The following is a 24564-nucleotide window of genomic DNA, read 5'->3' as shown; positions in this document are numbered from 1 at the left end:
ACAACATTGTCATCCTGAGCGCAGCGAAGGACCTTTGGTTAATACCGCCCCCTCGATCTGCCTGTTGATCCAGAGCTACACGGTGTTCGATTCCAAGAAGAAGCGATGTAGAGGCGCGTCTGGTGGCTGAGAGCCATCAGACGCGCCCGCGCCATCAGATCTGGTGCGCCATCGGCGGCGCCGGGATCGGGCGGACACTTTCGTAGGCGGCGGCGGCGCGCAGGACGAGGGCGTCCTTGGCGTGGCCGCTCACGATCTGCAGGCCGATCGGCATGCCCTCGCGGTCGAGGCCGCAGGGGATGGTGGCGGCCGGCTGGCGTGTCAGGTTGAAGGTCAGCGTGAAGGGCGTCCAGCCGATGTCGACGCCGTCGCCGCCCCAGGCCGCGTTCTCGTTCACCGCGAAGGCGGTCATCGGCATGGTGGGCGTCAGCAGCAGGTCGTACTTGGCCATGAACTGGTTCATGATCGCCGAGATCGTCTGGCGCTGGTGGATCGCGGTAACCACCGCTTCCTGACCGAGATTGGCGCCATACTCGGCGGCCTTCACCAGGCCGGGATCCATCAGCTCGCGCTTCTCCGGGCTGAAATTGTTGAGCAGCACGGCGACGTTCGACTGCCAGTGGGCGTTCAGCACCTTGCGCGGATCCATGCCCATGAAGTCGGGCGAATCCTCGACGATCTTGGCGCCCAGGGTCTTGAACACCTTGACCGCCTGCTCGACCGCCACCGCCACGTCGCGGTCGATCTTCTCGCGCTCGATGAAGCCCAGGTGAGGCGAATAGGCGATGCGCAGGCCCTTCACGCCCTTGTCCAGGCCCTTGAGATAGTCCTCGGCATCGTCGGGGCGGCCGTAGGGATCGCGCGGATCGGGGCGGGCGATGACGTTCATCATCATCGCCGCGTCGCGCACCGTGCGCGTCATCGGGCCGATATGCGAGAGCGTGCCCTGCGCCGAGACCGGCCACAGCGGCACGCGCGCCTGGGTGGGCTTGAGGCCAAACAGGCCGCAGAAGGAGCAGGGGATGCGGACCGAGCCGGCGCCGTCGGTGCCGATCGCGAGGTTGCCCATGCCGACCGCCTCGGCCGCCGTGCCGCCACCCGACGAGCCGCCCGAGGTGCGGCCGATCTTCCAGGGATTGTGGGTGGCGCCGAACAGCTTGGAATCGGTCACGCCCTTCCAGCCATATTCCGGCGAGGTCGTCTTGCCGAGCAGCACGGTGCCGGCCTCGCGCAGGCGCTGGGCCACCGGCGCGTCGACGTTGAAGGGGCCGTCGGGATCGGTCGCGAGGCTGCCCATGCGCGTGGGCATGCCCTTGGTCAACACCATGTCCTTGATCGTGATCGGCACGCCGTCGATGTCCGAGAGGCGCTTGCCGCCCTTCTTCCAGCGCTTCTCCGAGGCGCGCGCCTGGCGCATCGCCGTATCGGGATCGAGATGCTGGAAGGCGTTGAGCTGACCGTTGAAGGCGTCGATGCGGGCGAGCGCCGACTTGGTCGCCTCGACCGGCGAGGCCTTGCGGCTCTTGAAGAGTTTCACCAGTTCGTGGGCCGGCATCATCGCAAGGTCGGCAGTCATCTACTTGGTCTCCGGAAGGACAGGGAACGAGAGGGGATGGGCGTCGGCATAGGCCGCCGCGGCGCGCAGGACCAGCGCGTCGTTGTAGTGGGCGGACACGATCTGCAGGCCGACCGGCAATCCGAGCCGCGACAGGCCGCACGGTACCGTCGCCGCGGGATGCCGCGTCAGGTTGAACTGCGGCGTATAGGGCGACCACAGGACGTTGGGCTTGCCGTCGGGGCCGGGCGGCAGGTTGGTCCCGGCCTCGAACGGCTGCACGCCGACGGTGGGCGTGAGCAGCAGGTCGTATTTCGCAAAGAACAGGTTCCAGGCGAGGGTGAGGTCGCGCCGCGTCACCTGCGCGTTCACGACGTCCTGCAGGCTGTAGCGCAGGCCGGCCTTGGCGCCGGCCAGAAGGTTGGGGTCGAACTCGCCGTGGCGTTCTTCGGGAAAGACCTGAAGCAGGCGCTGCAGCGCCGAAAGCCAGTGGATCACGAAGGCACGGTTCGCCTCGCCGAACGAGAAGGGTGCTTCGACCTCCTCGACCGTGCAGCCCAGCGCCTCGAAGTCGCGGGCGGCCTTGGTCACCATTGCGGCGACCTCGATGTCCAGCGGGTGGTCGCCGAAACGCAGCGCGAAGCCGATCTTCAGCTTCTTCGGCAAGGTTGCGAGCTTCTTCGTGTAGTCGGTGTCGTCCGGCGGCAGCGCGTAGCCGTCGCGCGGATCGGGCCGGGCGAGGACGTTCATCATCAGCGCAGCATCGAGCGCGGTGCGGGCCATCGGGCCCGTGTTCGAAAGGTCGCCGGTCATCGACGGCGGCCAGGCCGGCACGCGGCCGAAGGTGGCCTTGAGACCGATCAGGCCGCTGAAGCTCGCGGGGATACGGACCGAGCCGCCGCCGTCGGTGCCGATGGCGATCGGCCCGAGTCCAGCCGCGACCGCGGCACCGGCGCCGCCCGAGGAGCCGCCCGGCGTCATGGCGGTGTTCCAGGGATTGCGCGTGATGCCGTGCAGGGGCGAATCGGTCACGCCCTTGTGGCCGTATTCCGAACTGGTGCTCTGCGCGAAGACGATCGCGCCGGCCTCGCGCAGCCGCGCCACGGCCGGCGCGTCGGCATCGACGGGACTCTTGTCGGTGAGCTTGCTGCCCATCGAGGCGGGCCAGCCCTTGACCCTCACCAGCTCCTTGATCGAGACCGGCACGCCGTCGAGCGGAGACAGCGGCTCGCCGTTCTTCCAGCGCTTCTCCGAGGCGCGCGCCGCGGCCAGGGCCGCCTTCTCGTCGACATGGCAGAGCGCATTGATCGTCGTCGCGAGGCGGTCGGCGCGGGCCAGCACGGCCTTCATCGTCTCGACCGGGGAGGCCTTGCCCTTGCGGTAGAGCCTGCCGAGCTGGGCGGCGCTTGCCTGTGTGAGATCCGTGGTCATGCCGCTTCTCCCGTCCTTGTCGCCTCGGCCCGATACTGGCGGGCGAGCTGCTCGGCCTGGTACTCGGCGGCGAGCGCCTGCTCGGTGCGGCCAACCTTGCGATAGAGCCCGGCCAGCGCGCGCTTGGTCGCGGCGACACCGGGCCGTTCGCGTTCGTCGGCCTGCAGGATCGCCAGCGCCGCGTCGTTCCACCCAGCGCGACTCAGCGCATCGAGATGGATGGCGCCGAACAGAGCGCGCTGCGCGATCGATCCGCCCAGGCAGCGCAGGTGCGGCATCGCCTGGCCCATCAGGCGCGCCGCCGCCGGCATGTCGCCCGCGGCGTGGGCGGCCAGGCCGTGCGCCAGCGGCACGGTGCAATCGGCCCAAAGCTCGCGCTCGAACGGCTTGGCGCGCGCGGCGCGATCCTCGAGGCTGGCCAGCATCTCGGTGACGGCGCTGCGCTCGCCGGCGCGCGCCAGCCCGTAGAGATAGTGGACATCGTGGAAGGCGGAGAGGTGCTCGTGCAGGCGTGGCTTGAGATAGAGGGCGAGATCGGTCCATCGCCCGCCGACATCGACGCCGCGCAGTTCGAGCCGCGCCAGCAGCGAGACGGCATTGGCCTGGTCCTCGCAGAATTCCTTCCAGACGCCCCACACCCGCTCGTCATGCAGCGCCAGCGCCTCGTCGGTGCGGTCGAGGTCGATCAGGAACAGAGCGAGGTGCCACCAGTTGTGCGTCTGCATGAACGAATTGCAGTCGCTCCAGGTATCGGACACGGAATTCAGGAAGGCGACGCCCTCCAGCATGTGGCCGCGCGCTTCGAGGCAATGGGCGATGGCGTGGTGCGCCCACGGGTCGTTGCGGTCGAGCGCCAGTCCCTTACGGGCGGCGTCCTCGGCCTCCTCGAGGCGATTGCACTCTTCCAGCCCGAACGCATACATGCCCCAGACGAAGCGGTTGTCCGGGTTGGCGGCAAGGAGCTTCTCGCCGACGTCGAGCAGCGTCTCGGCCTCGCCGCGGTTAAAAGCCAGCAGCTGCGCCAGCTTGCCGGCCAGCAGGTCGCGCGGCCATTCGTCTACGATCCTGCGGAATTGTTGCAGGCTGCGGTCGGTGTCGCCTTCCACCCAGAATTCGATGGCGCCGAGCCACGCGAATTCGCGAGAGGTCGCGCCCGCCGTCATCTTCTGCGCGCGGGCGAGGTGGCGCATGGCGGCGGCACGACCGTCCGGCGAATACATCGAGAGGTAGAGGCTCGCCGCGACCAGCGGCAGCATCGGGCACTTTTCTTCCGCGTCGGCGGCGGCGATGAAGTCGGCGAACCGCTTGCCGAAGCCCAGCCATTCCTGCCTGACGAATTCGAGTGCGGCGACCGCGCCTTCGTCGGCTTTGCCCAGCTCCAGCCCTTGCCTGTCCTTCGCCACCCGGTCCTCGCGAATTTGCACGGGACAAGCTTCGCATGGCGCACTGCGACTGGTCGAGGGGCTAGCTCTTCTTAAGTCTGTCACCGATACTCCGCGGCCAAGAACGACAAAGAGACATCCAGGGAGGAATAAAATGAAGCGCCGCCATCTGCTGGGCTCTGCCGCAGCCCTTACGCTCACCTCGGGGCTCATGCCGGCCGTCGCCCGGGCCCAGACATTTCCCGACAGGCCGATCCGCTTCGTGGTGCCCTACGCGCCGGGCGGCGCGACCGATACGTCCGCGCGCATCGCGGCAGAGTATCTGACGAACAAGTTCGGTCAGCAGGTGCTTGTCGAAAACAAGCCGGGCGGCGGCACGATCATCGCCACCGAGATCGTCGCCAAGGCCAAGCCCGACGGCTACACCATCCTCATGGCGGCGGCTCCCGTTGCCACCAATACGTCGTTCGGCCTGAAGCTGCCCTACGATCCGGTCAAGGAGCTGGCCCCGGTCTGCAGCTATGTCGACATGCCGCTGCTGCTCGCCTGCAATCCCAACGCGCCCTACAAGACGATGGCCGAGTTCATCGCCTGGGCGAAGACGCAGACCTCGCCGATACCGTACGCCTCGGCCGGCAATGCCAGCATGCCGCATCTGTGGGGCGAGCAGCTCAGGATGGAGCTCGGCATCAAGCTCGAACATGTCGGCTACAAGGGCAGCGCCGACGCGCTGAAGGACGTTCTGGGCGGCCACGTCATGCTGTTCTCGGATACGCTGCTGCCGGGCGGGCTGGCGGTGAAGGACGGAAGGCTGCGCGGTCTGGTCGTCGCGGCGGCCAAGCGCGTGCCGATGCTCCCCGACGTGCCGACGGTGGCGGAGGTCGGGCTACCCGCCGATCTCACGGGCGCGGTGTTCTTCGGTGTGATGGCGCCGGGCGGCACGCCCGAGCCGATCATCGCGAAGCTCAACGCCGCCTTCAACGAAGTGCTGGCCGACCCCGCGACAGCGAAGAAGCTCATCGACCTCGGCTTCGTGCTGATGGGCGGCAGCGCCGCCGACTACGGCAAGCGCCTCGCCGCCGAGACGGTGAAGTGGCGCAAGGTCATCCAGGAGGCGAAGATAACGCCGCCGGCGTGAGCGCGTGTCAGACGTCGCCGTCCTTGCGGGGGACGGACAGCCTCCGCAGGCCGGCGACGATGGGGATGAAGTCCGGGTCGTCGGCCGACAGCATGCCGTGGCGGACGAAGAAGTCGATCAGCACCAGATTGCAGTTGTACTTGAAGTCGATCGTGTCGCGCACCGTCTCGAACACGCGCCGCACCGGCCACAGTTCGAACGAATGGACCTCGCCATCGTTCGCGCGTGGCGTGAAGTCGTCCGGCAGCTCCAGATCGAAGCACGTCATCACGTCGGGCTTCAGCTGCCGGTCCGACTGGTTCCAGTAGCCGACGACGCTCACCGCCTTCGCCTGCCGCGCAAGCTCGGGCGGGATCGAGGCTTCCTCGCCGCATTCCTTGATCAGGTTCTCGTGCAGGCCGAGTCCGGCCGGTTGGCCGCCGGCCACCGTATTGTCGAGCTGGCCGGGGAAGGTCGGCTTGTCGTAGGAGCGGCGCGGCACCCAGATGTGCAGCCCATCAGGTCGGCGCACATAGCCCGTCATGTGCGGACCGCCGGCGCGCACGCCGAACCACGGTACGGCCGAGCGTTCCATCGCCATCAGGACGGGAGAGCCCTCCTGCGGCGCCACGGCGTATTTTTCCTCGCGCCACAGACCCTTGAAATGGCCACCCGCGCGCAGGGCCAGCAGGAACGTGTGCACCGCCTCGGTGCGCTTTTCCGGCGTGTCCAGGCGAGGATCGAGATGCCAGGCTCCGTCGCGGCGCTCGAACAGGCCGGAGCCCTGCACGGCATCGGCCGCGAAGTCGCGATGTACGAAGCCCGCCCGGTGCTCGCCCACGAACCACGGCTCGAACGGGGTGAGGTCGGCGTTGTTGCAGCGGCGGATGTGATCGAGGAAGGACATGGAGGCGGGAGATAGCATAGGGTGGCGGCGATGACCGAAGAGGAACTTCAGGCGCGGCTCGAGGCCGCGCTGCCCCCCGCCGACCTGCACGAGGTGTTCGTCGAGGAATGCCAGGATCAGGACGTGCGGCTGCGCTTTTCACCGCCCGCGGGCGGCCGCTGGACCACAGCGGCCCTGCTGTCGCTGGTCGACACCTCGCTGCGCGCCGCCGCGGGCCTGGAAACGGGCGTCTCCCATCTGAATGTGACCGTGCTGCGCCCCGCCCAGGCCGCCGACGTGATCTCCCTGTCGCGGGCGATCCGCCGCGAGGGCGACCAGGTCCACGCCGAAACCTGGCTGTTCAGCCACGCTGTCGTCGAGCCGATGCTGCACGCGACGGCGACGCTGGTCAGAACGCCTTGGCCATCGTGAAGCGCACGGCCAGCGGCTCGACCGGGTGGAAGTGGCGATCGGCCACGCCGTCCGGGCCTTCGTTGGGCAGGCGCGACGTATAGTAGTAGTCGATCTGGCTGGCCTGCGTGTTGAGCAGGTTGAAGGCATCGACCTGCAGCTTGAGCCCACTGTCGAACACGTAGCCCAGACGCGCATTGATGATCGAGGTCGGGCTCGACGTGACGCTCGCATCCTCGACCAGCGGGCGCGTTCCGAAGTAGCGCCAGCGCACCGCGCCGAACCAGCCGGTATCGGCGCCGAGCGTGATGCCGGCCGAGGCGATGAAGGAGGGCGCGCCCGGGATGAAGTCGCCCGCCGGATCGGGGTTGGTGAAGCGCGCCTGGGTGTAGGCGAGATCGAGGTCGAGCAGCGCCCACGGCACCGGCCGGTACTGGTTGGTCCATTCGACGCCGATGCGGCGGCTCGGGCGGCTGGCCTCGGTCGTGCCGGCATCGCCCACGAACAGCAGCTCGGAATCGAAGTCGAGCACGAACACGGCAAGCGCCGAATCGAGGCCCTTGATCGCTTGCGTCCGCACGCCGACCTCGGCGCCGCGCGAGCGCACCAGCAGCGGCACCGAGGCGACCGGCGTGGTCTTGTCGCCGGGATCGACGGTGATGGTGGCGCCGCGCAGGTCGTTGCTGTGATAGCCGAGGCCGGCATTCACGAAGAACTCGGTCTTGTCGAACGGACCGAAGATGAGGCTGGCCTTGGGACTGGCGAGGAAGGCCGAGACGTTGCCTGAGTTCGCCGCCGTGTCGGAGGCGACCGAGCCCGTGAACCAGTCGCCGCGGACGCCGAGGATCGAGCGCAGCCAGTCGGTCCATTGCAGCGTGTTGCGGGCGTAGATCGCGGCGCTGGTCTCGGTCACCTGATCGTAGCGCACTGTGTTGAACGGCGTCCGCCGCTGGGTGTTGAACAGGCCCACGCCGATATTGTCGAAGCGGATCTGCGTGCCGACCGTGGTCTCCGAGGCGAAGCCCGCCAGCGAATGGCGCATCAGATGGCTGGCGTTGAGTCCCAGGATCATGCGCTTGTCGGTCTGCTGGAACTGGTCGCCGTTCAGCGGGTCGTCGAGGAAATAGGTGAAGTTGTTGTAGAGGTTCATCGTCGAGTAGATGCCGTAGGCCTCGACCTTCGACGCGGTGCGCTCGTCGCTGCGGCTCCAGCGCATCGACAGCGAATAGCGCTGGGCGTCGCCGCCGTCGGTCTGGTCGACGGCGCCATAACGTCCGAGGCTGCCGTCGGCCACCGCCCGCGCCGGGATCTGGTCGGTCGAGTGCCAGGAGTTGGTGTAGGCGAGGGCGGTGATGGCCAGTCCGTTGGCGGTGTCGCCCTCGGCGTAGCGCAGGAAGCCGTTGAACTTCTTGAGGTCGTCGCCGACCTGCCAGGGGCCGTTGTAGGTCACGATTTCGCCGGCCGCGGTCAAGGTGCCGTAGCCGGCCGCCATCGAGCCCGCGGCCAGTGCGCGCCAGTAGCCGAAGCTGCCGCCGGTCGACAGGACCACGGCATTCTCCAGCCGGTTGGCGTAGGAGAGGCGCAGCGAGCCTGCCGAGGCGAAATCGCTTTCCTCGGCATAGTAGGGGCCCTTCTTGATGATCATCTGATCGACCAGTTCGGGGATCAGGAAGTTCAGGTCGGCATAGCCTTGCCCATGCCCGTGCGTACGCATGTTGATCGGCATGCCGTCCAGCCAGATGGCGAGATCGGTGCCGTGGTCGAGGTTCATGCCGCGCAGGAAGTACTGGTTGGCTTTGCCCTCGCCGCTGTGCTGGGAGACGATCAGGCCAGGCACCGCTTCCAGCATCTCGCCGGGCCGCGAGATCGGCCGCGTGTTCAGCGTCTCGCCCGAGACGCGGCGCTCGCTGGCCGAATCGGTCGGCTCGGCCTCCAGCGCGCGGGGCGCCGTGACGGTGATGGCGGGGAGTGCCGTCGAGGCGCCGGTGTAGCCCTGCGCCGTGGGATTTGGCGCCGCCGCACCGGAGGGTCCCTGTCCGGGCGCCAGCGGCGGGGCCGTCGTCTGTGCGGCCCCGAGGGCCGGCCAGAGCAGGAGCACGCAACACAGCGCGGAGGATTTCGTATGCATTATTTTGATATTCTGCATACTTCGTGCCAGAGCCGCAATGCAGGCGATCGAGTGCAGCCTTCGGCTCGGGGCCTTGAGTTCGTTCAGGGACCTGCCTAAAGTTTGCCATGATTGCAAAACAGCCGGTTTCACGTTTGCGCTCGATGGCGCTGACGGTGGCGCTGTTTGCGATCACCCTCGCAATCTTCCAGCCCCTTTCCCACGCGGTCATGCTGCGGATGGGGGGCCTGGAGGCGGCCACCGCCCTGTGGGGTGCCCTCTGCCAGCCCAATGCCGACAACGGCGAGGGCGAGTCGGAGGGACCGGCGAATGCCAAGGTCCACGATTGCTGCTTCGGACTGGCCCATGCACCGGCTCAGGCGCTGCCGTCCGGCGCCTCGATCGAAGTCGAGGTCACTGAGGCGGCCCCGCGCGTCCACCCCGCGCACCAGCATCCCTCGACTGGCGCCATTCGCGACGGGCCCAATCAGCCTCGAGCTCCACCACCTCTGAAAGACTGACTCAATTCGTGCACCGCGCGCGCCTGCTGGCGCGCGCGGTGTGTCGCGTCAGCCATTCGGGAGAGTGCCCCTGCCGGCGATCCTCTGGACGATCGATGATCGTCCCGCTGAGGCCTGTCGTCTGTGCGGCGGTCACCCTCCCAGCCACTCCGATCAAGTTCGCGAGCCGCAGGCGCAAGCCCGCGCGGGCTCATCCATCCAATCGATTCAAGGTGAACTCCCATGCCCCGCAGCGCGATGCGCCGCTCTCTGAGCCACCACCTCCTCTCGGCCCGTCCTTTTCTTGCGCCCGGCCTGATGATCCTCTCGCTGCCCGCGCTTGCGCAGACAGGCGACAGTCCCCCGGCGGCTCCCGTCGAGTTTCCGCCGGTGCTCGTGCAGGGAACCGGCGTTCCGGTGGAGAATACGACAGCCGGCCCGGTCCAGGGATTTCGCGCCCTGACGGCCAAATCCTCCACCAGGACGTCGACTCCCATCGAGCAGCTGCCCCAGAACATCAACGTCATTACGCGTTCCCTGATCGACAGCCAGCTCTCGCTCACGCTGAGCGACGCGGTCAGGAACGCCAGCAACGTTCAGCCCGTCGACACACGGATGATCGGCAATGTCGAGCAGACCCCGGTGAAGATCAGGGGGTTCGGCGCAGAACTCTGGACCGACGGCTTTGCCGGCAACCTGTTCAGCGCGGGTGACCGCGACGGGCTGGTGAACGTGGAGCGCGTCGAGGTCCTGAAGGGCCCCAGCGCGGTCGTCTATGGCGGCGGCGCCGGCGCGCCGGTCGGCGGCGTGCTCAACGTCGTCTCGAAAATGCCGACCGACACGGCGAAGTATCAGTTCGGCACGACGTTCGGCAGCTACTGGTACGCCAACCCCTACATCGACGTGAACCAGCCTCTGAACGACGAGAAGACGGTGCTGTTTCGCCTGACCTCCGAGTATACCGGGAGCAGCAGCTACATCGACGTTCTGAATTCCCGCCGCTTCAGCGTCAATCCGACGCTTACGCTGACCAACAAGACGGACACGACCCTGACGCTCCAGGGCTTCGTGTCGCAGGCCTACCAGCAGGCTTATCCCGGCCTGCCGGTCAGCGGCACGGTCACTGGAGACTACACCGTCAACCGCAACCTGTACTTCGGCAATCCCAACATCATGCCGAGCTACTCGAAATTGTATGGCGTGACCGGAACATTGGATCATCGCATCGACGATGTCTGGTCGGTCAACGTCAAGGCGCGATGGAGCGCCTCGGAGATGCAGCAGAACTCCCAAAGCGCCTTCCTCGACGCCACGGGAACCGGAGGCACGCCGTTGTTTCCGCCGTCGACATTCGATGTCAACAACATCGAGGTGTACGACCAGCAGCAGGAGATCAGCATCAACCCGACGGTTCAGGCGAAGTTCTCGACGGAGTCGACGAAGAACACGCTGCTGATCGGTGGCGACTTCAGCCGCGTCCGCGACTGGGGGTACATGAACGTCGACACGAATGGCAACGTCTGCTTTCTCATCGGGTTCGGCTGCACGCCTTCTCTCGTGAACCTGCAGAATCCGTCGTTCACGACGCCCTATACCTTCCCTGTGCCGGGAAAGGGAGAAGGTGCTTCGTTCTTCAACTTCAACAACACCTACTTGACGACGGGCTTCTACGCGCAGCTGCAGTCAACGATCAACGAGCGCTTTCATGTTCTGGCCGGGGCCCGCCTGGCGTCGATCGACATGACCTATAACGAGTTTGCGAGCGGCGCCATGGTGACGCGCGTGACCCAGGCGACCCGGCTGCTTCCCCGCGCCGGCATCGTCGTCGATCTGGTCAAGGGGCTATCGCTGTACGGCAGCTATTCCCAGGGTATGAAGTGGGTGCCGTTCTCGCAGACATTCGCCCAGCCGGCGCCCGAGTTCTCCACCCAGTACGAGGCTGGCGTGAAGCTCAACATCAACGATACCCTCACCGGCACGGTGGCGCTCTTCCAGATCGAGCGCACGAACGTCCCGGTCCGGCTGACCGCCGTTTCCGCCGCCCTCACCCAGCAGACATCGCGCGGCTTCGAAGCCGACTTCCTCTACCAGCCCAATCGCAACTGGAGTGTGCTGGCGAGCTACGGTTACACGAACGCCTTCTTCGCCGACCCCGCCGGCGCCGGCATTCCGGCGGGCTATCGGCTGCCCTTCGTCCCGGAACATTCGGGTCGCTTCTGGCTGAACTACCAGTTCGACGAGAGCGTCGCGCCGGGGCTCAGCCTGGGCGCCGGCGTCTATGCGGCCTCGAACCAGTACGTGGATGCGACCAATCTTTGGCAGACGGCGGGCTACTATATGGTCGATGCGAAGATCGGGTACGAGAACGAGAAGTTCCGTGCCGTTCTTTCGGCCAAGAACCTGACGAACAACCAGTACTTCGTTCCGTACAGCTGGCTCGGCGGCCAGGTCGCACCGGGAGCGCCGCTCTCGGTCTATGGCCAACTGGCCTTCAAGTTCTGACGGGAGGCTCGCCATGTCTTTGACACGCCGTCAATTCTCCGCCGCGGCCGCCGTTGCCGCGGCGGTCGCCCATTCACCCGGCGATCTCCTGGCGCAACAGACAGGCGGCGGTGAGCCGTCGCCCGGAGCCGCAAACGGGTCGCCGCACGACATGTCCTCCATGCCCGCCCATTGGATGGGATCGGAGGAGATCGCCTTCCTGATCTATCCGCAATTCACCGCACTCGACATGGTCGGTCCGCATCACATGCTGACGAGCCTGATGGGCGCGAAGGTCCATCTCGTCGCCAAGACACGCGATCCGGTGCAATGCGACACCGGTCTTTCCGTGATGCCTTCCATGACCTTCGACGAATGTCCGACCGACCTCGACATCATCTGCGTGCCGGGTGGTTCCAGCGGTACGCTCGCGGCGATGGCGGACGAGGCGACGATGCTCTTTCTGAAGGACCGCGGCAGCCGGGCGAAGTACGTCACGTCGGTCTGCACCGGTTCGCTGCTCCTGGGGGCGGCCGGGCTGCTCGCCGGATACAGGGCGACGTCGCACTGGGCAACCAGGGGGATTCTGCCGATCTTCGGCGCCAGCCTCGCAGGTGAAAGGGTCGTGGTCGACCGCAACAGGATCACGGGCGGGGGCGTGACGGCGGGCATCGATTTCGGCCTGACCCTCGTGGGGCGTCTGCGGGATCGACAGTATGCCGAGGGCGTCCAGCTCATGGCGGAGTACGATCCCAAACCTCCCTATTCGGCAGGCACGCCCGAAAGCGCCCCTGCAGAAGTCACGGCGATGATCGAAGGCATGTTCATCGATTTCGTCGCCGAAGCCGAGAAGGCGGGTCGTACCGCCTTCGCCAGGTTCGGGAGGCTGTGATGACGCAGGCACTTGTCGGGCAAGCAGCTTGAGCGACACCGGACAACCCGGCTAAACTGCAGCATGACCGCAATGCAGCCGATATCACGTTTGCGCTCGATGGCGCTGACGTTGGCGCTGTTCGCGGTCACGCTCGCCATCTTCCAGCCTCTGTCCCACGCGGTCATGCTGCGCATGGGCGGCCTCGAGGCCGCCACCGCGATGTGGGGAGCCCTGTGCCAGCCCAATGCCGACACGGGCGAGGGCGAGTCGCAGGGACCGGCGAACGCCAGGGTCCACGATTGCTGTTTCGGCCTCGCGCACGCACCGGCGCAGGCCCTGCCATCGGGCGCATCGATCGAGATCGAGGTCACCGAAGCGCCGCCGCACGTCCAAACGGCGCACCATCATCCCTCGACCGGCGCCATTCGCGACGGGCCCAACCAGCCCCGAGCTCCTCCGCTTCCGAACGTCTGACCTTCCGTCCTGCACTGCGCACGCCCGTGGCGTGCGCGCTGTTTCACGTCAGTCATTCAAGGAAGCATCATGTCTTCGACTCTTCGGGCGACCGTCGTCGCCTCCATAGGGCTCGCCTTCGTGCCTTCGATCCTTCGCGCCGAAGAACTGGCACAGAGCCAGGCGCCCACCATGCCGGCCATTACCGTCACCGCGCCCACTGCGTCGCTCACCGTGCCGTCCGTTAAACAGGCGGAGGAGCAGATCAACAAGACGCCCGGCGGCGTCGAGGTCGTGCCGGCGACGCGGTATCTCGACGGTCGCGCCACGACGATGAAGGACATGCTCGAATATACGCCCGGCGTCTGGGTGCAGAGCAAGTACGGTCAGGAGGATTCAAAGCTGGTCATCCGCGGGTCCGGCCTGTCGCGCAACTTCCACCTGCGCGGCATCCGTCTCCTGCAGGACGGGTCGCCCATCAACCAGGCCGACGGCAGCGGCGATTTCCATGAGATCGATCCGCTCGCCCAGCAGTATATCGAGGTCTACAAGGGCGCCAATGCGCTGCGCTACGGCGCCGCGACCCTGGGCGGTGCGATCAACTTCGTTTCGCCCACCGGCCGTAGCAACCCGGGCTACGCCGCGCGCTTCTACGGCGGCAGTTACCAGACCTTCGGCGAGCAGGCGGCGGCCGGCTTCAACGACGGTCCGTGGGACGCCTGGCTGTCCTTCACCAACCTGAGCGGCAACGGCTTTCGCCAGCACACCAACCAGAGCCTGCAGAGGGTGAACGGCAATGTCGGCGCGCAGATCGGATCCAACGCGGAAACGCGCTTCTTCCTGTCGGGCAACCAGGTCCGCAACCAGATTCCCGGCTCGCTGACCCAGCAGCAATATCTCACCGATCCGCAGCAGGGCCCACTCGCCAACGTGCTGCAGAATGCCCGGCGGGACGTCGATTCGTTCCGCTTCGCCAACACCACCGTCATCGACATCGGCGAGGACGCGCTCACCCTGCAGGGCTTCGTGAAGTCGAAGTACCTGTTCCATCCGCTCACCTTCGCGGTGATCGACAACAACCTTCTCGATTGGGGGCTGACAGGCCAGTACAAGGGCAGCCGCTCGGTCGCGGGGCACCGCAACGACTTCGTCCTCGGCGTGAACTACTTCGCCGGGACCAACCGCAACAAGCAGTTCGCCAACAACTTCGGCGTGCCCGGCGCGTTGACAAACGACAATACGGAGAACTCGACCAGCATCGAGGTGTACGGCGAAAACTGGTTCTATGTTACGCCCGAAGTCTCGATCGTCACCGGCCTGCAGCTGAATTGGCAGACCCGCGTGCTGACCGACAACTATCTGGTCAACGGCAACGATTCCGGATCGGCGGCCTATTTCGAAGTAAACCCGAAGATCGGCGCCCTCTGGGAGCCGCGCCCGGGTCTCCAGTTCTTTGCCAACGTCTCGCGGGCCTCGGAGCCGCCGACCTGGTCTGAATTGAACCCGAGCGTCGCGCCCGGCTTCGCACCGCTCGCACCGCAGACCTCCTGGACCGCCGAAATCGGCACGCGCGGCACGATCGGTGGCCAGTTCGGCTGGGATCTTTCCATCTACCGGTCCTGGGTGAAAAACGAGCTGCAGCTGCTCGTCGTGCCGGGCTTCGGCGGTTCGGCCATCGCCATCAACATCCCGAACGCGATCCATCAGGGCATCGAACTCGGGTTGAACGGCACGGCGTGGCAGGGCGAAAAGGGTGATCGGCTGACCGGCCGCATGGCGCTGACCGTCGGCGACTACCGCTTCGACAACAATCCGACCTACGGCAACAACCAGCTGCCGGGAGCGCCGCCCTATTACATCCAGGCGGAGGCGCGCTACGCCACGCCGGGCGGCTTCTATGTCAGTCCCAACGTTGAGTGGGTGCCGCAGGGCTACTACGTCGACAACGTCAACAATCCCGCCTTCATGACGTCGCCTTATGCGTTGCTCGGCGTAAAGGCCGGATACACGGGCTACAAGGGGCTCGAATTCTTCGTCGATGCCCGCAACCTCACGAACCAGATGTACGTGTCGAATGTCGGTGTGACCAACACCGCCAGCGCGGCCAGCCAGCTCTACAACCCGGGCAGCGGAGCGTCGGTCTACGCCGGAATCCAGGCGCGATTCTGAGTCGGCCGACGACCTGAACGAAGGCCCCGACACGGATCTTCTTGTGGCGGCGGGAGAGCGATCCGCCGCCGCTTCGTACACAAACTCATCAAAGGGAGAATTCACATGATTGGACGTCGACTTGCGATCTGCACACTGCTGGTTCTGCCCTGGGCAGCTCCGGCATCGGCTCAGGACTACAAGCTGGGTTCGCTGGAGATCGCGACGCCCTGGACCCGCGCCACTGCGGCCACCGCCAAGAGCGGCGGCGGCTTCGTGACGATCACCAACAAGGGCACGACGGCCGACCGCCTCATTGCCGCCCGCAGCCCGGCATCTCTCAAGGTCGAGATTCACGAGATGAAGATGGACGGGCAGGTCATGCGCATGCGCGAGCTCGCAAATGGCCTCGAGATCCCGCCGGGGGCGACGGTGACGCTGAAGCCCGGTGGCTATCACATCATGTTCATGGAGCTGAAGGCTCCGCTCGCGAAGGACGCCAAGGTTCCCGTGACGCTCGTCTTCGAGAAGGCGGGAAGCATCGACGTGGACTTCAAGGTCGAGGCCGTGGGCGCTGCCGGCACCGGACACCAGATGCGATAGGGGGCCGTGGTGCGGCTCGACTCTTCAGCAGCACCCGGACCATCGCGCGAGCCGCTCTCGACCGCGGCCCGCCGGGGCATCCTCGCGCTGGTGATCTTCTTCCATGTGGGAGGAGGCTGGGCGCTGACGCAGGTCGAGCCGGTGAAGCTGGTGGTGGGCGACATCGCGCCGATGGAGGTGCGGATGGTGACGGCGGAGGAGCCGGCCCAGCCCGAGATCGAGGATTCGGAGCCGCCGCCGCCGGTCGAGCTGAAGCCGCCGCCGCCGGAGCTGGCGACGATCGTCGAGCCGCCGCCGCCCGACCTGCCGCCGCCGGAGTTCCCGCTGGCCAAGGTCGAGCTGCCGCCGCCCGACGAGCCGCCGCCGCCGGAGTTTCCGCCGCCGGAGAAGAAGGTCGAGCCCAAGCCCAAGCCGCCCGAGCCGAAGCCGGTGCAGCGCAAGCCGCAGCCGGCGCGCCCCGCCGCGCCGGTCGAGGCGGGGCCGCAGCAGGCCGCGCCGGCGGCGCCGGCCGGCCCGCGCACGGTGCAGGCCTCGCAGCTCGGCTGGCTGGTGCAGCCCAATCCGGCCTATCCGGCGCGGGCGCGGCGGGCGGGCGAGCAGGGGACGGCCACGATCCGCGTGCTGGTCGACGTGACCGGCCGGCCGGCCCAGGTCTCGCTGGCGGCGTCGTCGGGCCATGCCGATCTCGACCAGGCGGCGTTGAGCGCGGTGCGCGCGGCGCAGTTCCGGCCCTATGTGGAAGGCGGCCTGGCGCAGGCGGTCTGGGTCCACGTTCCGATCAAATTCGTGTTGCAGTAGGAGAGTATCGCATGGGCGACGCATCGGCCCTGGGCTTCGGCCATTTCATCGCGCAGGCGGACATCGTCGCCAAGATCCTTCTGGGCGTGCTGGCGGTGATGTCGGCGATCTCCTGGTACCTGATCGTCTACAAGGGAATCGGGCAGATCATCCGCCAAGGGCGCAGCCGCCGGTTCCTGAACTTCTTCTGGAGCGCCACGTCGCTCGAGCAGGTGCAGAACGAACTCAACATCCACGGGGTGAACGAGCCGTTCGGCCATCTGACGGCGCATTCGCTGCATGCCCAGGCGCATCATGCGAAGTTCGGCGCGGCCAAGCTCGAGGAGGCGGGCAGCGAGACCGAGTTCCTGACGCGCACCATCAAGAAGGTGCTCGACGAGGAGACGACGTCGCTGGAGAACGGGCTCACCATGCTGGCGACGATCGGCGCCACGGCACCGTTCGTGGGCCTGTTCGGCACGGTGTGGGGCGTCTATCACGCGCTGGTGGCGATCGGCATGTCGGGCTCGGGCATGCTCGACAAGGTGGCGGGCCCGGTGGGCGAGGCGCTGATCATGACCGGCATCGGGCTGGCCGTCGCCCTGCCGGCGGTCATGGGCTACAACTGGCTGACCCGCTCCAACCGTGTGCTGACGGCCAAGCTCGACGCCTTCGCCTTCGAGCTGCTGACCTTCCTGTCGATGGGCCGCGCCCTGCAGGCCGGCCGCAAGCCGGGCAGCGTGCCGCTCGCGGCCGTGACCTGAGGGAGGCGGGCAATGGCATTCGGAAGCTTCGAACGCAAGACCTCGTCCCAGCCGATGGCCGAGATCAACATGGTGCCGCTGATCGACGTGGTGCTGGTGCTGCTGGTCATCTTCATCGTGACGGCGCCGCTGCTCACCAACGTGGTGAAGCTCGACCTGCCCAAGGCGACGGCCAACGCCGACCTGCAGAAGCCCGAGAAGATCGAGTTCGCGATCGACGCCCAGGGCTCGCTGTTCTGGGGTGGCGAGCGGGTGACGCGCGAGGAGGCGATGGAGAAGTTCGTCGAGGCCGGCCGCAAGCGGCCGCAGCCGGAAGTCTATCTCCGCGCCGACGCCACCGTGCCCTATCGCTACGTCTCGGAGACCCTGGCCGACGCCTCCAAGGGCGGCCTCTCCAAGATCGCCTTCGTCAGCGAACCGGCGCGCTGAGCCCGGCCGTCACATCTCGTATTCCCGTGTGAGGAACCATGTCCGACTATGTTGCGGGTACAACGAAGCACGTCGCTTCCGCCGGTCCCTCGGCGGAGCAGCCCGCCGGCCGCCTGTACGCGCGGCTCTGGCGCTGGCACCTGCTGGCGGCGCTCCTCGTGATCCCGTTCGTGCTCTGGCAAAGCACGACAGGTACGATCTATCTCTGGGCCGAATGGGGGATGGATCAGGCTCATCCCGAACTGCGCTTCGTCCAACCGGGCGCGACGCAGGTGCCGCCCAGTGTACAGCTTGCCGCAGCGCTCGAGGCGGCGCCGAAGGAATTCTCGGCCAAGGTGACCGGCGGCCATGGCCACGGCGGTGGCGCTCACGACCATGGCGCGATGACGGAGCAGGGCGGCCCGCCGGTGCAGGAGATCATCCTGTCCGACGATCCGCGCCGCAGCACCCAGGTGATGATGCTGAACGAGAGCGGACTGCCGTATCCGATCTTCGTCGACCCCTATAGCGGGCGGGTGCTGGGCTCGTTGACGGGAAGCCAGTGGCTGCCGGGCCTCACCAAAGCCCTGCATGGCGGCTGGCCGCTGGGCAAGCCGGGCAGCTGGCTGCTCGAACTGGCCGACGGCTGGGCGATCTTCATGATCCTCTCGGGCCTCTATCTCTGGTGGCCGCGACAGCGCGGCTTCTTCGCTGCCCTGCGGCCGCGCTTCGACCGGGGCGCTCGCATGGCGGTGCGCGACCTGCATGCGATCGTCGCCGTCCTCTTCTCCGCGGTGTTCCTCTTCTTTCTGATCAGCGCCCTGCCCTGGACCGCCTTCTGGGGCGGCGAGGTCCTGTCGAGAGTCCAGACGGCGCTCAATCAGAAGGGCACCGCCGGCTTCTCGCCGGGCGGCGCGTCGGCGCAACAGATGGCGGCCGCGCAGAAGCCGATCGACGATCTCGTCGCCGAGGCGCGCGCCCGCGGCATCAGTCAGGCGCTCAGCGTGCGTTTGGCGCCGTGGCCGGGCGCGCCCCTCTACATCAGCAACCGCAACGGTCCGCCGTCCGCCGACCGCGTGATCCTCGGCAACCCGAAGACGGGCGAGCTCACCCGCGATGCGCTGCGCGCCGACCAGCCGGTGATCCCGCGGATGGTCGGCTTCGGCATCCACGTCCATCAGGGCGACTTCGGCCTGTGGAATCTCTGGATGAACACGGCCTTCGCGCTGTCGCTCGTCTGGCTCACCGTCACCGGCGTCGCCTCGTGGTGGATGCGCCGGCCGCGGGGCAGCTTGGGCGTTCCGCGCAAGATGGAGCTGCGCTGGCCGCGGGCGCTGATCGCCACCGCGGCCGCGATGTGCCTCCTGCTGCCGATCTTCGGCGCCTCGGTCCTGCTGCTGCTCGGTCTCGAGCGATTGCTGGTACGTCGCGGGAAGCCCGCCTGATATCATGACCTCCGGTGCGATACGTCGTGAAGCGGAGGTGTTTGAGATGCAACGGGTCACCCTGTCGGTCGACGACGAACTCCTGGCGACGCTCGACCGCCACATGAAGAAGCACCGCTATGCCAGCCGTTCCGAGGCGTTGCGCGACATCCTGCGCGACGCGGCGGCGCGCGAGGCGCTCGATGCCGGTCCCGCGGGCAAGGAGGAGGGCTTCTGCATCGCCACGCTCGCCTATGTCTACGACCACGAGACGCGCGACCTCGGCCGGAGGCTCACCCAGGCCCAGCACAAGCATCACGATCTGCAGGTGGCCACCCTGCATGTCCATCTCGACCACGATTCCTGCCTGGAAGTGTCGGTGCTGCGAGGCCCGGTCAAGGCGGTGCGGGCGATGGCCGACGAGACGGTGAGCCAGCGCGGCGTGCGCCATGGCCAGCTTCATCTCGTCCCGGCGGAACTCGACAACAAGCGCCACAGCCACGGCGGCCGCGGCGGTGGCGGCCACGACCACATTCACGCTTAGGGTCTATCCTACGTCGTCGGGTAGGGCGCGAAGCGGCTGCGGTTCTCGTCGATGGTGAGGGGGCGGCCGATCGGCGGAAAGGCGCGTTGTGGGCAGGACGGCCGCTCGCACACGCGGCAGCCGGCACCGATCGGCGTGGCACTGGCGGCATCGCCGAGATCGAGCCCCTTCGAATAGACGAGTCGCGCGGCATGCCGCAGATCGCAGCCCAGGCCGATCGAGAAGCTCTTGCCGGGCGCGCCGTACTCGCCATGGCCGCGCTGCACCGTGCGGGCGATCCACAAATAGGTGCGACCGTCGGGCATCTGTGCGAGCTGCGTCAGGATGCGGCCGGGATGGGCGAAGGCCTCGTGCACGTTCCACAGCGGGCATGAGCCGCCGACGCGCGAAAAGTGGAAGTCGGTCGCCGACTGGCGCTTGGAGATGTTGCCGGCCCGGTCGACCCGCACGAAGAAGAACGGCACGCCGCGCGCCGACGGACGCTGCAAGGTGCTGAGCCGGTGGCAGATCGTCTCGTAGCCGACGCCGAACCAGCGGCCGAGCCGCTCGATGTCGTAGCGCACCGTCTCGGCGGCCTGCAGGAACGGGCCGTAGGGCAGCAGCAGCGCACCGGCGAAGTAGTTCGCAAGGCCGATGCGGGCGAGGGCGCGCGCCTCGTTCCCCTCGAAGGCGGCCTCGTCGACCAGACGGCGCAGCAGCTCGTCGACTTCGAGGAAGGCGAGCTGGGTCGCCATCTGGAAGGCGTGCTGGCCCGGTCGGAGATGGGGCGAGAGATGCAGCACGCGCGCTGCCTTGTCGTAGCGGCGCTGCACGCCCGACGGCTCGTCGCCCGAGTCACGGGCAACACGCACCCCGTGGCGGTGTGACATGTAGTCGATCAGTCCGGTGTTGAGATTGCCGACGGAGAGGCCGGCCGTTTCGTAAAGACGCTCGGCCGCGTCATCGAGTTCGGCGACGTGATTGTGTCGCGCATAGAAGAAGTCGCGCACCTGCTCGAAAGGCATCGGCGTCGACTGTGATTCCGGCCGCTCGTCGCCGAGGCGGGTGGCCATCGCGTCGGCGCGTTCGGCTTCGCTGCGGTAGCGGCGGTGGAGATTGACCAGCGCCTGTCCGATCGCGGGCATGCCGGCTGCCAGCTCGCGGATCTCCGCCAATGGCACGGCTTCTCCGGGCTGCGCCTCGGACAGCGCGTCGCGCAGATCCGAGATCAGCCGTGCCTCGTCATTGTCCGAGAAGAGCTGCACGTCGATGCCGAACACCGAATTGATCTTAAGCAGCACCGGCACGGTGAGCGGGCGCTGATTCTTCTCGAGCTGGCTGAGATAGCTGGTCGACAGGCCAAGCGCGTCGGCAAGGGCCGCCTGCGTCATGCGTCGCTCCTCGCGCAGCGCCCGCAGTCGTACGCCCATGAAGGTCTTACGCATCGTCGCCGTCCTGTTTGCAAACTTCGCAATTGGGGTGAGTACCATCCGCAAAACATTGCCAATTCAGCAATACCCGTGGCGCCCTGTGTTGCAGATATTGCGGATGCCACACTGGATTGCAACCGCCGGAGCCTGCCCATGGAGGGCGCCATCTCGAACCAGCCGCCTGAAGAGACTCGCTTTCTGGAAATGGTCTTCCCCGAGCAGTCCAACCATTACGGCACGCTGTTCGGCGGTACGGCCCTCAGTCTCATGGGCAAGGCGGCCTTCGTCGCCGCCAGCCGCCGCGCCCGCCGCGCCGTCGTCATGGCCTCGTCCGAGAAGATCGATTTCCACCTGCCGGTGCAGGTCGGCCAGGTCGTCGAGCTCTATGCGCAGGTGGTGCGCATGGGCCGCTCCTCGATGACCGTGGTCGTGGAGATGGTTGCCGAGACCCTGTTGAGCGGACAGCGGACGCTGGCCATGCGCGGCAGCTTCGAGATGGTGGCCCTCGATGCCGCCGGACGGCCCACCGATGTCGCCGCCGCCGCGACGATCCCTTCGAGAGAGGAAACCGCATCGTGAAGCTCCACAGCGTCCGCACCTACAAGTCCGCCGAACGGCTGCCGCGCGAGCAGCAGCTTGCCTGGAAGATCGCCGAGGTCGCGGTCGATCCGGTGCCGATCGCGGATGAGGTGGTCGAAATGATCGGCAGCCGCATCATCGACAATGCCGCCGTCGCGGCGGCCTCGCTCAATCGTGCGCCCATCGTCACCGCGCGGGCGCAGGCCAGAGCGCATTCCGGCAAGCCGGGGGCGGCCCTGTTCGGCCTGTCGAGCTTTCCGTCGCGCCGCGTTTCGCCGGAGTGGGCGGCCTGGGCCAACGGTGTCGCGGTGCGCGAACTCGACTATCACGACACGTTCCTGGCCGCGGACTATTCCCATCCCGGCGACAACATCCCACCCGTGCTCGCCGTGGCGCAGCATTGCGGCCTGAACGGCGGCGCCCTCGTGCGCGGCCTGGCCGCTGCCTACGAAATCCAGGTCGATCTCGTGAAGGGTATCTGCCTGCACGAGCACAAGATCGATCACATCGCCCATCTTGGCCCCTCGGCCGCTGCCGGCATCGGCGCGGCGCTCGGCCTGCCGGCGGAGATCGTCTATCAGGCGGTGCAGCAGGCGCTGCATGTCACGACCACGACGCGCCAGTCGCGCAAGGGCGAGATTTCGAGCTGGAAGGCCTATGCGCCGGCCTTCGCGGGCAAGATGGCGGTCGAGGCCGTCGACCGGGCGATGCGCGGGGAGGGTGCGCCGTCGCCCGCCTACGAGGGCGAGGACGGCTTCATCGCCTGGCTGCTCGGCGGTCCGAAGGCGGAGTATGTCGTGCCGTTGCCCGAGAGGGGCGAGGCCAAGCGCGCGATCCTCGACACCTACACCAAGGAGCATTCGGCCGAGTACCAGAGCCAGGCGCTCATCGATCTGGCGCGGCGCATGGGGCCGAAGATCGGCGATCTCTCGAAGATCCGCAGCATCGTCATCCGCACCAGCCATCACACGCACCACGTGATCGGCACCGGCGCCAACGATCCGCAGAAGATGGATCCGACGGCCAGCCGCGAAACCCTCGACCATTCGATCATGTACATCTTCGCCGTCGCCCTGCAGGACGGCGGCTGGCATCACGAGCGCTCCTACGCGCCCGAGCGCGCGGCGCGGCCCGACACGGTGGCGCTGTGGCGCAAGATCAGCACGATCGAAGGCCCCGAGTGGACAGAGCGCTATCACTCGGCCGATCCGGCGCGGAAGGCGTTCGGCGGCCATGTGACGGTGACGCTCGACGATGGCCGCGTGATCTCCGACGAGATCGCGGTCGCCGACGCCCATCCACTGGGGGCCCGTCCGTGGCGCCGGCCCGACTATGTCGCGAAGTTCCGCACCCTGGCCGACGGGATCGTGGCCGAGGCCGAGCAGAAGCGCTTCCTCGAAACGGTGGAGCGCCTGCCGGGGCTCAGGGCCGATGAGCTGTGCCAGCTCAACTTCGTCGTCAACCCCGACCAGCTCCAGGCCCCCGCTGCGCGCGGGATCTTCGACGCCGCTGAATAGAGGAGGAGCACCATGTCCAGTTCGATCCCGGTCAAACCTGCGCCCAAGAAATCCGTCGCCCTGTCCGGCGTCGAAGCCGGCTCGACCGCGCTCTGCACCGTCGGCCGCAGCGGCAACGACCTGCATTATCGCGGTTACGACATTCTCGACATCGCCGAGCGCTGCACCTTCGAGGAGATTGCGCATTTGCTCGTGCACGGCACCCTGCCGACCGAGGTTCAGCTCGCATCCTACAAGGCCAAGCTGCGCTCGCTGCGCGGCCTGCCGGCAGCGGTGAAGCGCACGCTCGAAGCGATTCCCGCCGCGGCGCATCCGATGGACGTGATGCGCTCGGGCGTGTCGGCGCTGGGCTGCGTGCTGCCCGAGGCGGCCGATCACAATCATCCCGGCGCCCGCGACATTGCCGACCGGCTGATGGCCTCGCTGGGCTCGATGCTGCTCTACTGGCATCACTATGCCCACAACGGCCGCAGCGTGGATGTCGAGACCGACGATGACGGCATCGCCGCGCACTTCCTGCACCTGCTTCACGGTCAGGCGCCGAGTGCGAGCCATGTCCGGGCCATGGACACGTCGCTGATCCTCTATGCCGAGCACGAGTTCAACGCCTCGACCTTCACCGCGCGCTCGATCGCCGGCACCGGCGCCGACATCTATTCCGCGGTGACCGGTGCGATCGGTGCGCTGCGGGGTCCCAAGCATGGCGGCGCCAACGAGGTCGCCTTCGAGATCCAGCAGCGCTACGAGGATCCCGACGCGGCCGAGGCCGATATCCGGCGGCGTGTGGCGGCGCGGGAGGTTGTGATCGGCTTCGGCCATCCGGTCTACACGATCGCCGACCCGCGCAACGAAGTGATCAAGCGGGTCGCCCGGCAGCTCGGCGACGAAGCCGGCAGCAGCCGCATGTTCGACATCGCAGATCGCATCGAGGCGGTGATGGGCGAGACCAAGAAGATGTTCGCCAACCTCGACTGGTTCAGCGCCGTCTCCTACCACCTGATGGGCGTGCCCACGGCGATGTTCACGCCGCTGTTCGTGATCGCGCGGACCTCGGGCTGGTGCGCGCACATCATCGAGCAGCGCATCGACAACAAGATCATTCGTCCGGCGGCGCACTATACGGGACCGGAGAACCGTGCCTTCGTGCCGCTCGTCCAGCGCGGCAAGCAAGCGCCCGCGCGCGCGGCCTGAACG

General features: G+C 67.1%; 22 protein-coding genes. 16 read left to right on the top strand and 6 right to left on the bottom strand.

Annotated elements, in window-relative coordinates:
- Nucleotides 1-154: 154 nt before the first annotated feature.
- From ACO07K_RS16590 to ACO07K_RS16580, 3 genes are read right to left on the bottom strand one after another with little or no spacing between them, the layout of a single operon-like run.
- Entirely contained in the window at nucleotides 155-1576 is a 1422-nt protein-coding gene (locus ACO07K_RS16590; RefSeq protein ID WP_422029688.1) for an amidase, read from the bottom strand.
- The gene (locus tag ACO07K_RS16585; protein WP_422029686.1) at nucleotides 1577-2986 is read right to left on the bottom strand and encodes an amidase; all 1410 of its coding nucleotides are present in this window, start codon (nucleotides 2984-2986) and stop codon (nucleotides 1577-1579) included.
- Nucleotides 2983-4410 carry a tetratricopeptide repeat protein gene (locus tag ACO07K_RS16580; RefSeq protein ID WP_422029684.1) on the bottom strand — a complete coding sequence of 476 codons (1428 nt, stop codon included), beginning with the start codon at nucleotides 4408-4410 and terminating at the stop codon, nucleotides 2983-2985. Before ACO07K_RS16580 ends, ACO07K_RS16585 begins: the two co-directional genes overlap by 4 nt.
- Before the next feature lie 112 nt (nucleotides 4411-4522).
- Between ACO07K_RS16580 and ACO07K_RS16575 the strand changes: the two genes are divergently transcribed.
- The gene (locus tag ACO07K_RS16575; RefSeq protein WP_422029682.1) at nucleotides 4523-5506 is read left to right on the top strand and encodes a Bug family tripartite tricarboxylate transporter substrate binding protein; all 984 of its coding nucleotides are present in this window, start codon (nucleotides 4523-4525) and stop codon (nucleotides 5504-5506) included.
- Between the two features lie 7 nt (nucleotides 5507-5513).
- Here ACO07K_RS16575 and ACO07K_RS16570 read toward each other — a convergent pair whose 3' ends face one another.
- Nucleotides 5514-6392, bottom strand: coding sequence for a DUF4743 domain-containing protein (locus tag ACO07K_RS16570; protein ID WP_422029680.1), 879 nt, complete (start codon nucleotides 6390-6392; stop codon nucleotides 5514-5516).
- A 30-nt stretch (nucleotides 6393-6422) separates the two neighbouring features.
- On the opposite strand from ACO07K_RS16570, the gene ACO07K_RS16565 reads away from it, so the two are divergent.
- The gene (locus ACO07K_RS16565; protein ID WP_422029678.1) at nucleotides 6423-6803 is read left to right on the top strand and encodes a hypothetical protein; all 381 of its coding nucleotides are present in this window, start codon (nucleotides 6423-6425) and stop codon (nucleotides 6801-6803) included.
- Here ACO07K_RS16565 and ACO07K_RS16560 read toward each other — a convergent pair.
- On the bottom strand, nucleotides 6781-8910 hold the full coding sequence (locus tag ACO07K_RS16560) for a TonB-dependent receptor (RefSeq protein ID WP_422029676.1): 2130 nt from the start codon (nucleotides 8908-8910) through the stop codon (nucleotides 6781-6783). The genes ACO07K_RS16565 and ACO07K_RS16560 overlap by 23 nt on opposite strands.
- Nucleotides 8911-9017: 107 nt before the next feature.
- Here ACO07K_RS16560 and ACO07K_RS16555 point away from each other — a divergent pair, with 107 nt between their 5' ends.
- The 11 genes from ACO07K_RS16555 to nikR all read left to right on the top strand — a co-directional run bounded on the left by ACO07K_RS16555 (nucleotide 9018) and on the right by nikR (nucleotide 19865).
- A complete protein-coding gene (locus ACO07K_RS16555; RefSeq protein ID WP_422029674.1) occupies nucleotides 9018-9410 on the top strand; it encodes a DUF2946 family protein in 393 nt (130 codons plus the stop codon).
- A gap of 222 nt (nucleotides 9411-9632) precedes the next feature.
- Nucleotides 9633-11891 (top strand): TonB-dependent siderophore receptor, encoded by a 2259-nt coding sequence (locus ACO07K_RS16550; RefSeq protein WP_422029672.1) that lies wholly within the window; start codon nucleotides 9633-9635, stop codon nucleotides 11889-11891.
- Nucleotides 11892-11904: 13 nt separating this feature from the next.
- The gene (locus tag ACO07K_RS16545) at nucleotides 11905-12762 is read left to right on the top strand and encodes a DJ-1/PfpI family protein (RefSeq protein WP_422029670.1); all 858 of its coding nucleotides are present in this window, start codon (nucleotides 11905-11907) and stop codon (nucleotides 12760-12762) included.
- A gap of 72 nt (nucleotides 12763-12834) precedes the next feature.
- Nucleotides 12835-13218: a hypothetical protein gene (locus tag ACO07K_RS16540; RefSeq protein ID WP_422029668.1), complete on the top strand. Its 384-nt coding sequence runs from the start codon at nucleotides 12835-12837 to the stop codon at nucleotides 13216-13218.
- Nucleotides 13219-13287: 69 nt separating this feature from the next.
- Complete coding sequence (locus tag ACO07K_RS16535) at nucleotides 13288-15366, top strand: TonB-dependent receptor family protein (protein WP_422029666.1); 2079 nt, start codon at nucleotides 13288-13290, stop codon at nucleotides 15364-15366.
- A 105-nt stretch (nucleotides 15367-15471) separates the two neighbouring features.
- Nucleotides 15472-15948, top strand: coding sequence for a copper chaperone PCu(A)C (locus ACO07K_RS16530; protein WP_422029664.1), 477 nt, complete (start codon nucleotides 15472-15474; stop codon nucleotides 15946-15948).
- A gap of 9 nt (nucleotides 15949-15957) precedes the next feature.
- The gene (locus ACO07K_RS16525; RefSeq protein ID WP_422029662.1) at nucleotides 15958-16746 is read left to right on the top strand and encodes an energy transducer TonB; all 789 of its coding nucleotides are present in this window, start codon (nucleotides 15958-15960) and stop codon (nucleotides 16744-16746) included.
- Between the two features lie 11 nt (nucleotides 16747-16757).
- Nucleotides 16758-17489, top strand: coding sequence for a MotA/TolQ/ExbB proton channel family protein (locus ACO07K_RS16520; RefSeq protein WP_298317276.1), 732 nt, complete (start codon nucleotides 16758-16760; stop codon nucleotides 17487-17489).
- 12 nt (nucleotides 17490-17501) lie between these two features.
- Nucleotides 17502-17918: an ExbD/TolR family protein gene (locus tag ACO07K_RS16515; RefSeq protein ID WP_422012007.1), complete on the top strand. Its 417-nt coding sequence runs from the start codon at nucleotides 17502-17504 to the stop codon at nucleotides 17916-17918.
- A gap of 38 nt (nucleotides 17919-17956) precedes the next feature.
- Nucleotides 17957-19342, top strand: a complete 1386-nt coding sequence (locus ACO07K_RS16510; RefSeq protein ID WP_422029659.1) for a PepSY-associated TM helix domain-containing protein — start codon at nucleotides 17957-17959, stop codon at nucleotides 19340-19342.
- A gap of 46 nt (nucleotides 19343-19388) precedes the next feature.
- The gene (gene nikR / locus ACO07K_RS16505) at nucleotides 19389-19865 is read left to right on the top strand and encodes a nickel-responsive transcriptional regulator NikR (protein ID WP_422029657.1); all 477 of its coding nucleotides are present in this window, start codon (nucleotides 19389-19391) and stop codon (nucleotides 19863-19865) included.
- Between the two features lie 8 nt (nucleotides 19866-19873).
- Here nikR and ACO07K_RS16500 read toward each other — a convergent pair whose 3' ends face one another.
- Nucleotides 19874-21289: a short-chain fatty acyl-CoA regulator family protein gene (locus ACO07K_RS16500; protein WP_422029655.1), complete on the bottom strand. Its 1416-nt coding sequence runs from the start codon at nucleotides 21287-21289 to the stop codon at nucleotides 19874-19876.
- A 138-nt stretch (nucleotides 21290-21427) separates the two neighbouring features.
- On the opposite strand from ACO07K_RS16500, the gene ACO07K_RS16495 reads away from it, so the two are divergent.
- Genes ACO07K_RS16495 through prpC form a run of 3 tightly spaced genes read left to right on the top strand, consistent with a single transcriptional unit; the run spans nucleotide 21428 to nucleotide 24561 of the window.
- Nucleotides 21428-21853, top strand: a complete 426-nt coding sequence (locus tag ACO07K_RS16495) for an acyl-CoA thioesterase (RefSeq protein WP_422029653.1) — start codon at nucleotides 21428-21430, stop codon at nucleotides 21851-21853.
- Complete coding sequence (locus ACO07K_RS16490) at nucleotides 21850-23370, top strand: MmgE/PrpD family protein (protein WP_422029651.1); 1521 nt, start codon at nucleotides 21850-21852, stop codon at nucleotides 23368-23370. Before ACO07K_RS16495 ends, ACO07K_RS16490 begins: the two co-directional genes overlap by 4 nt.
- Before the next feature lie 12 nt (nucleotides 23371-23382).
- Entirely contained in the window at nucleotides 23383-24561 is a 1179-nt protein-coding gene (gene prpC / locus ACO07K_RS16485; RefSeq protein WP_422029649.1) for a bifunctional 2-methylcitrate synthase/citrate synthase, read from the top strand.
- The last annotated feature ends 3 nt before the right edge of the window (nucleotides 24562-24564 follow it).

The organism is Reyranella sp. (genome assembly GCF_965228225.1).
Taxonomy (GTDB): domain Bacteria; phylum Pseudomonadota; class Alphaproteobacteria; order Reyranellales; family Reyranellaceae; genus Reyranella.
This window is presented reverse-complemented; position numbering and strand designations above follow the sequence as displayed.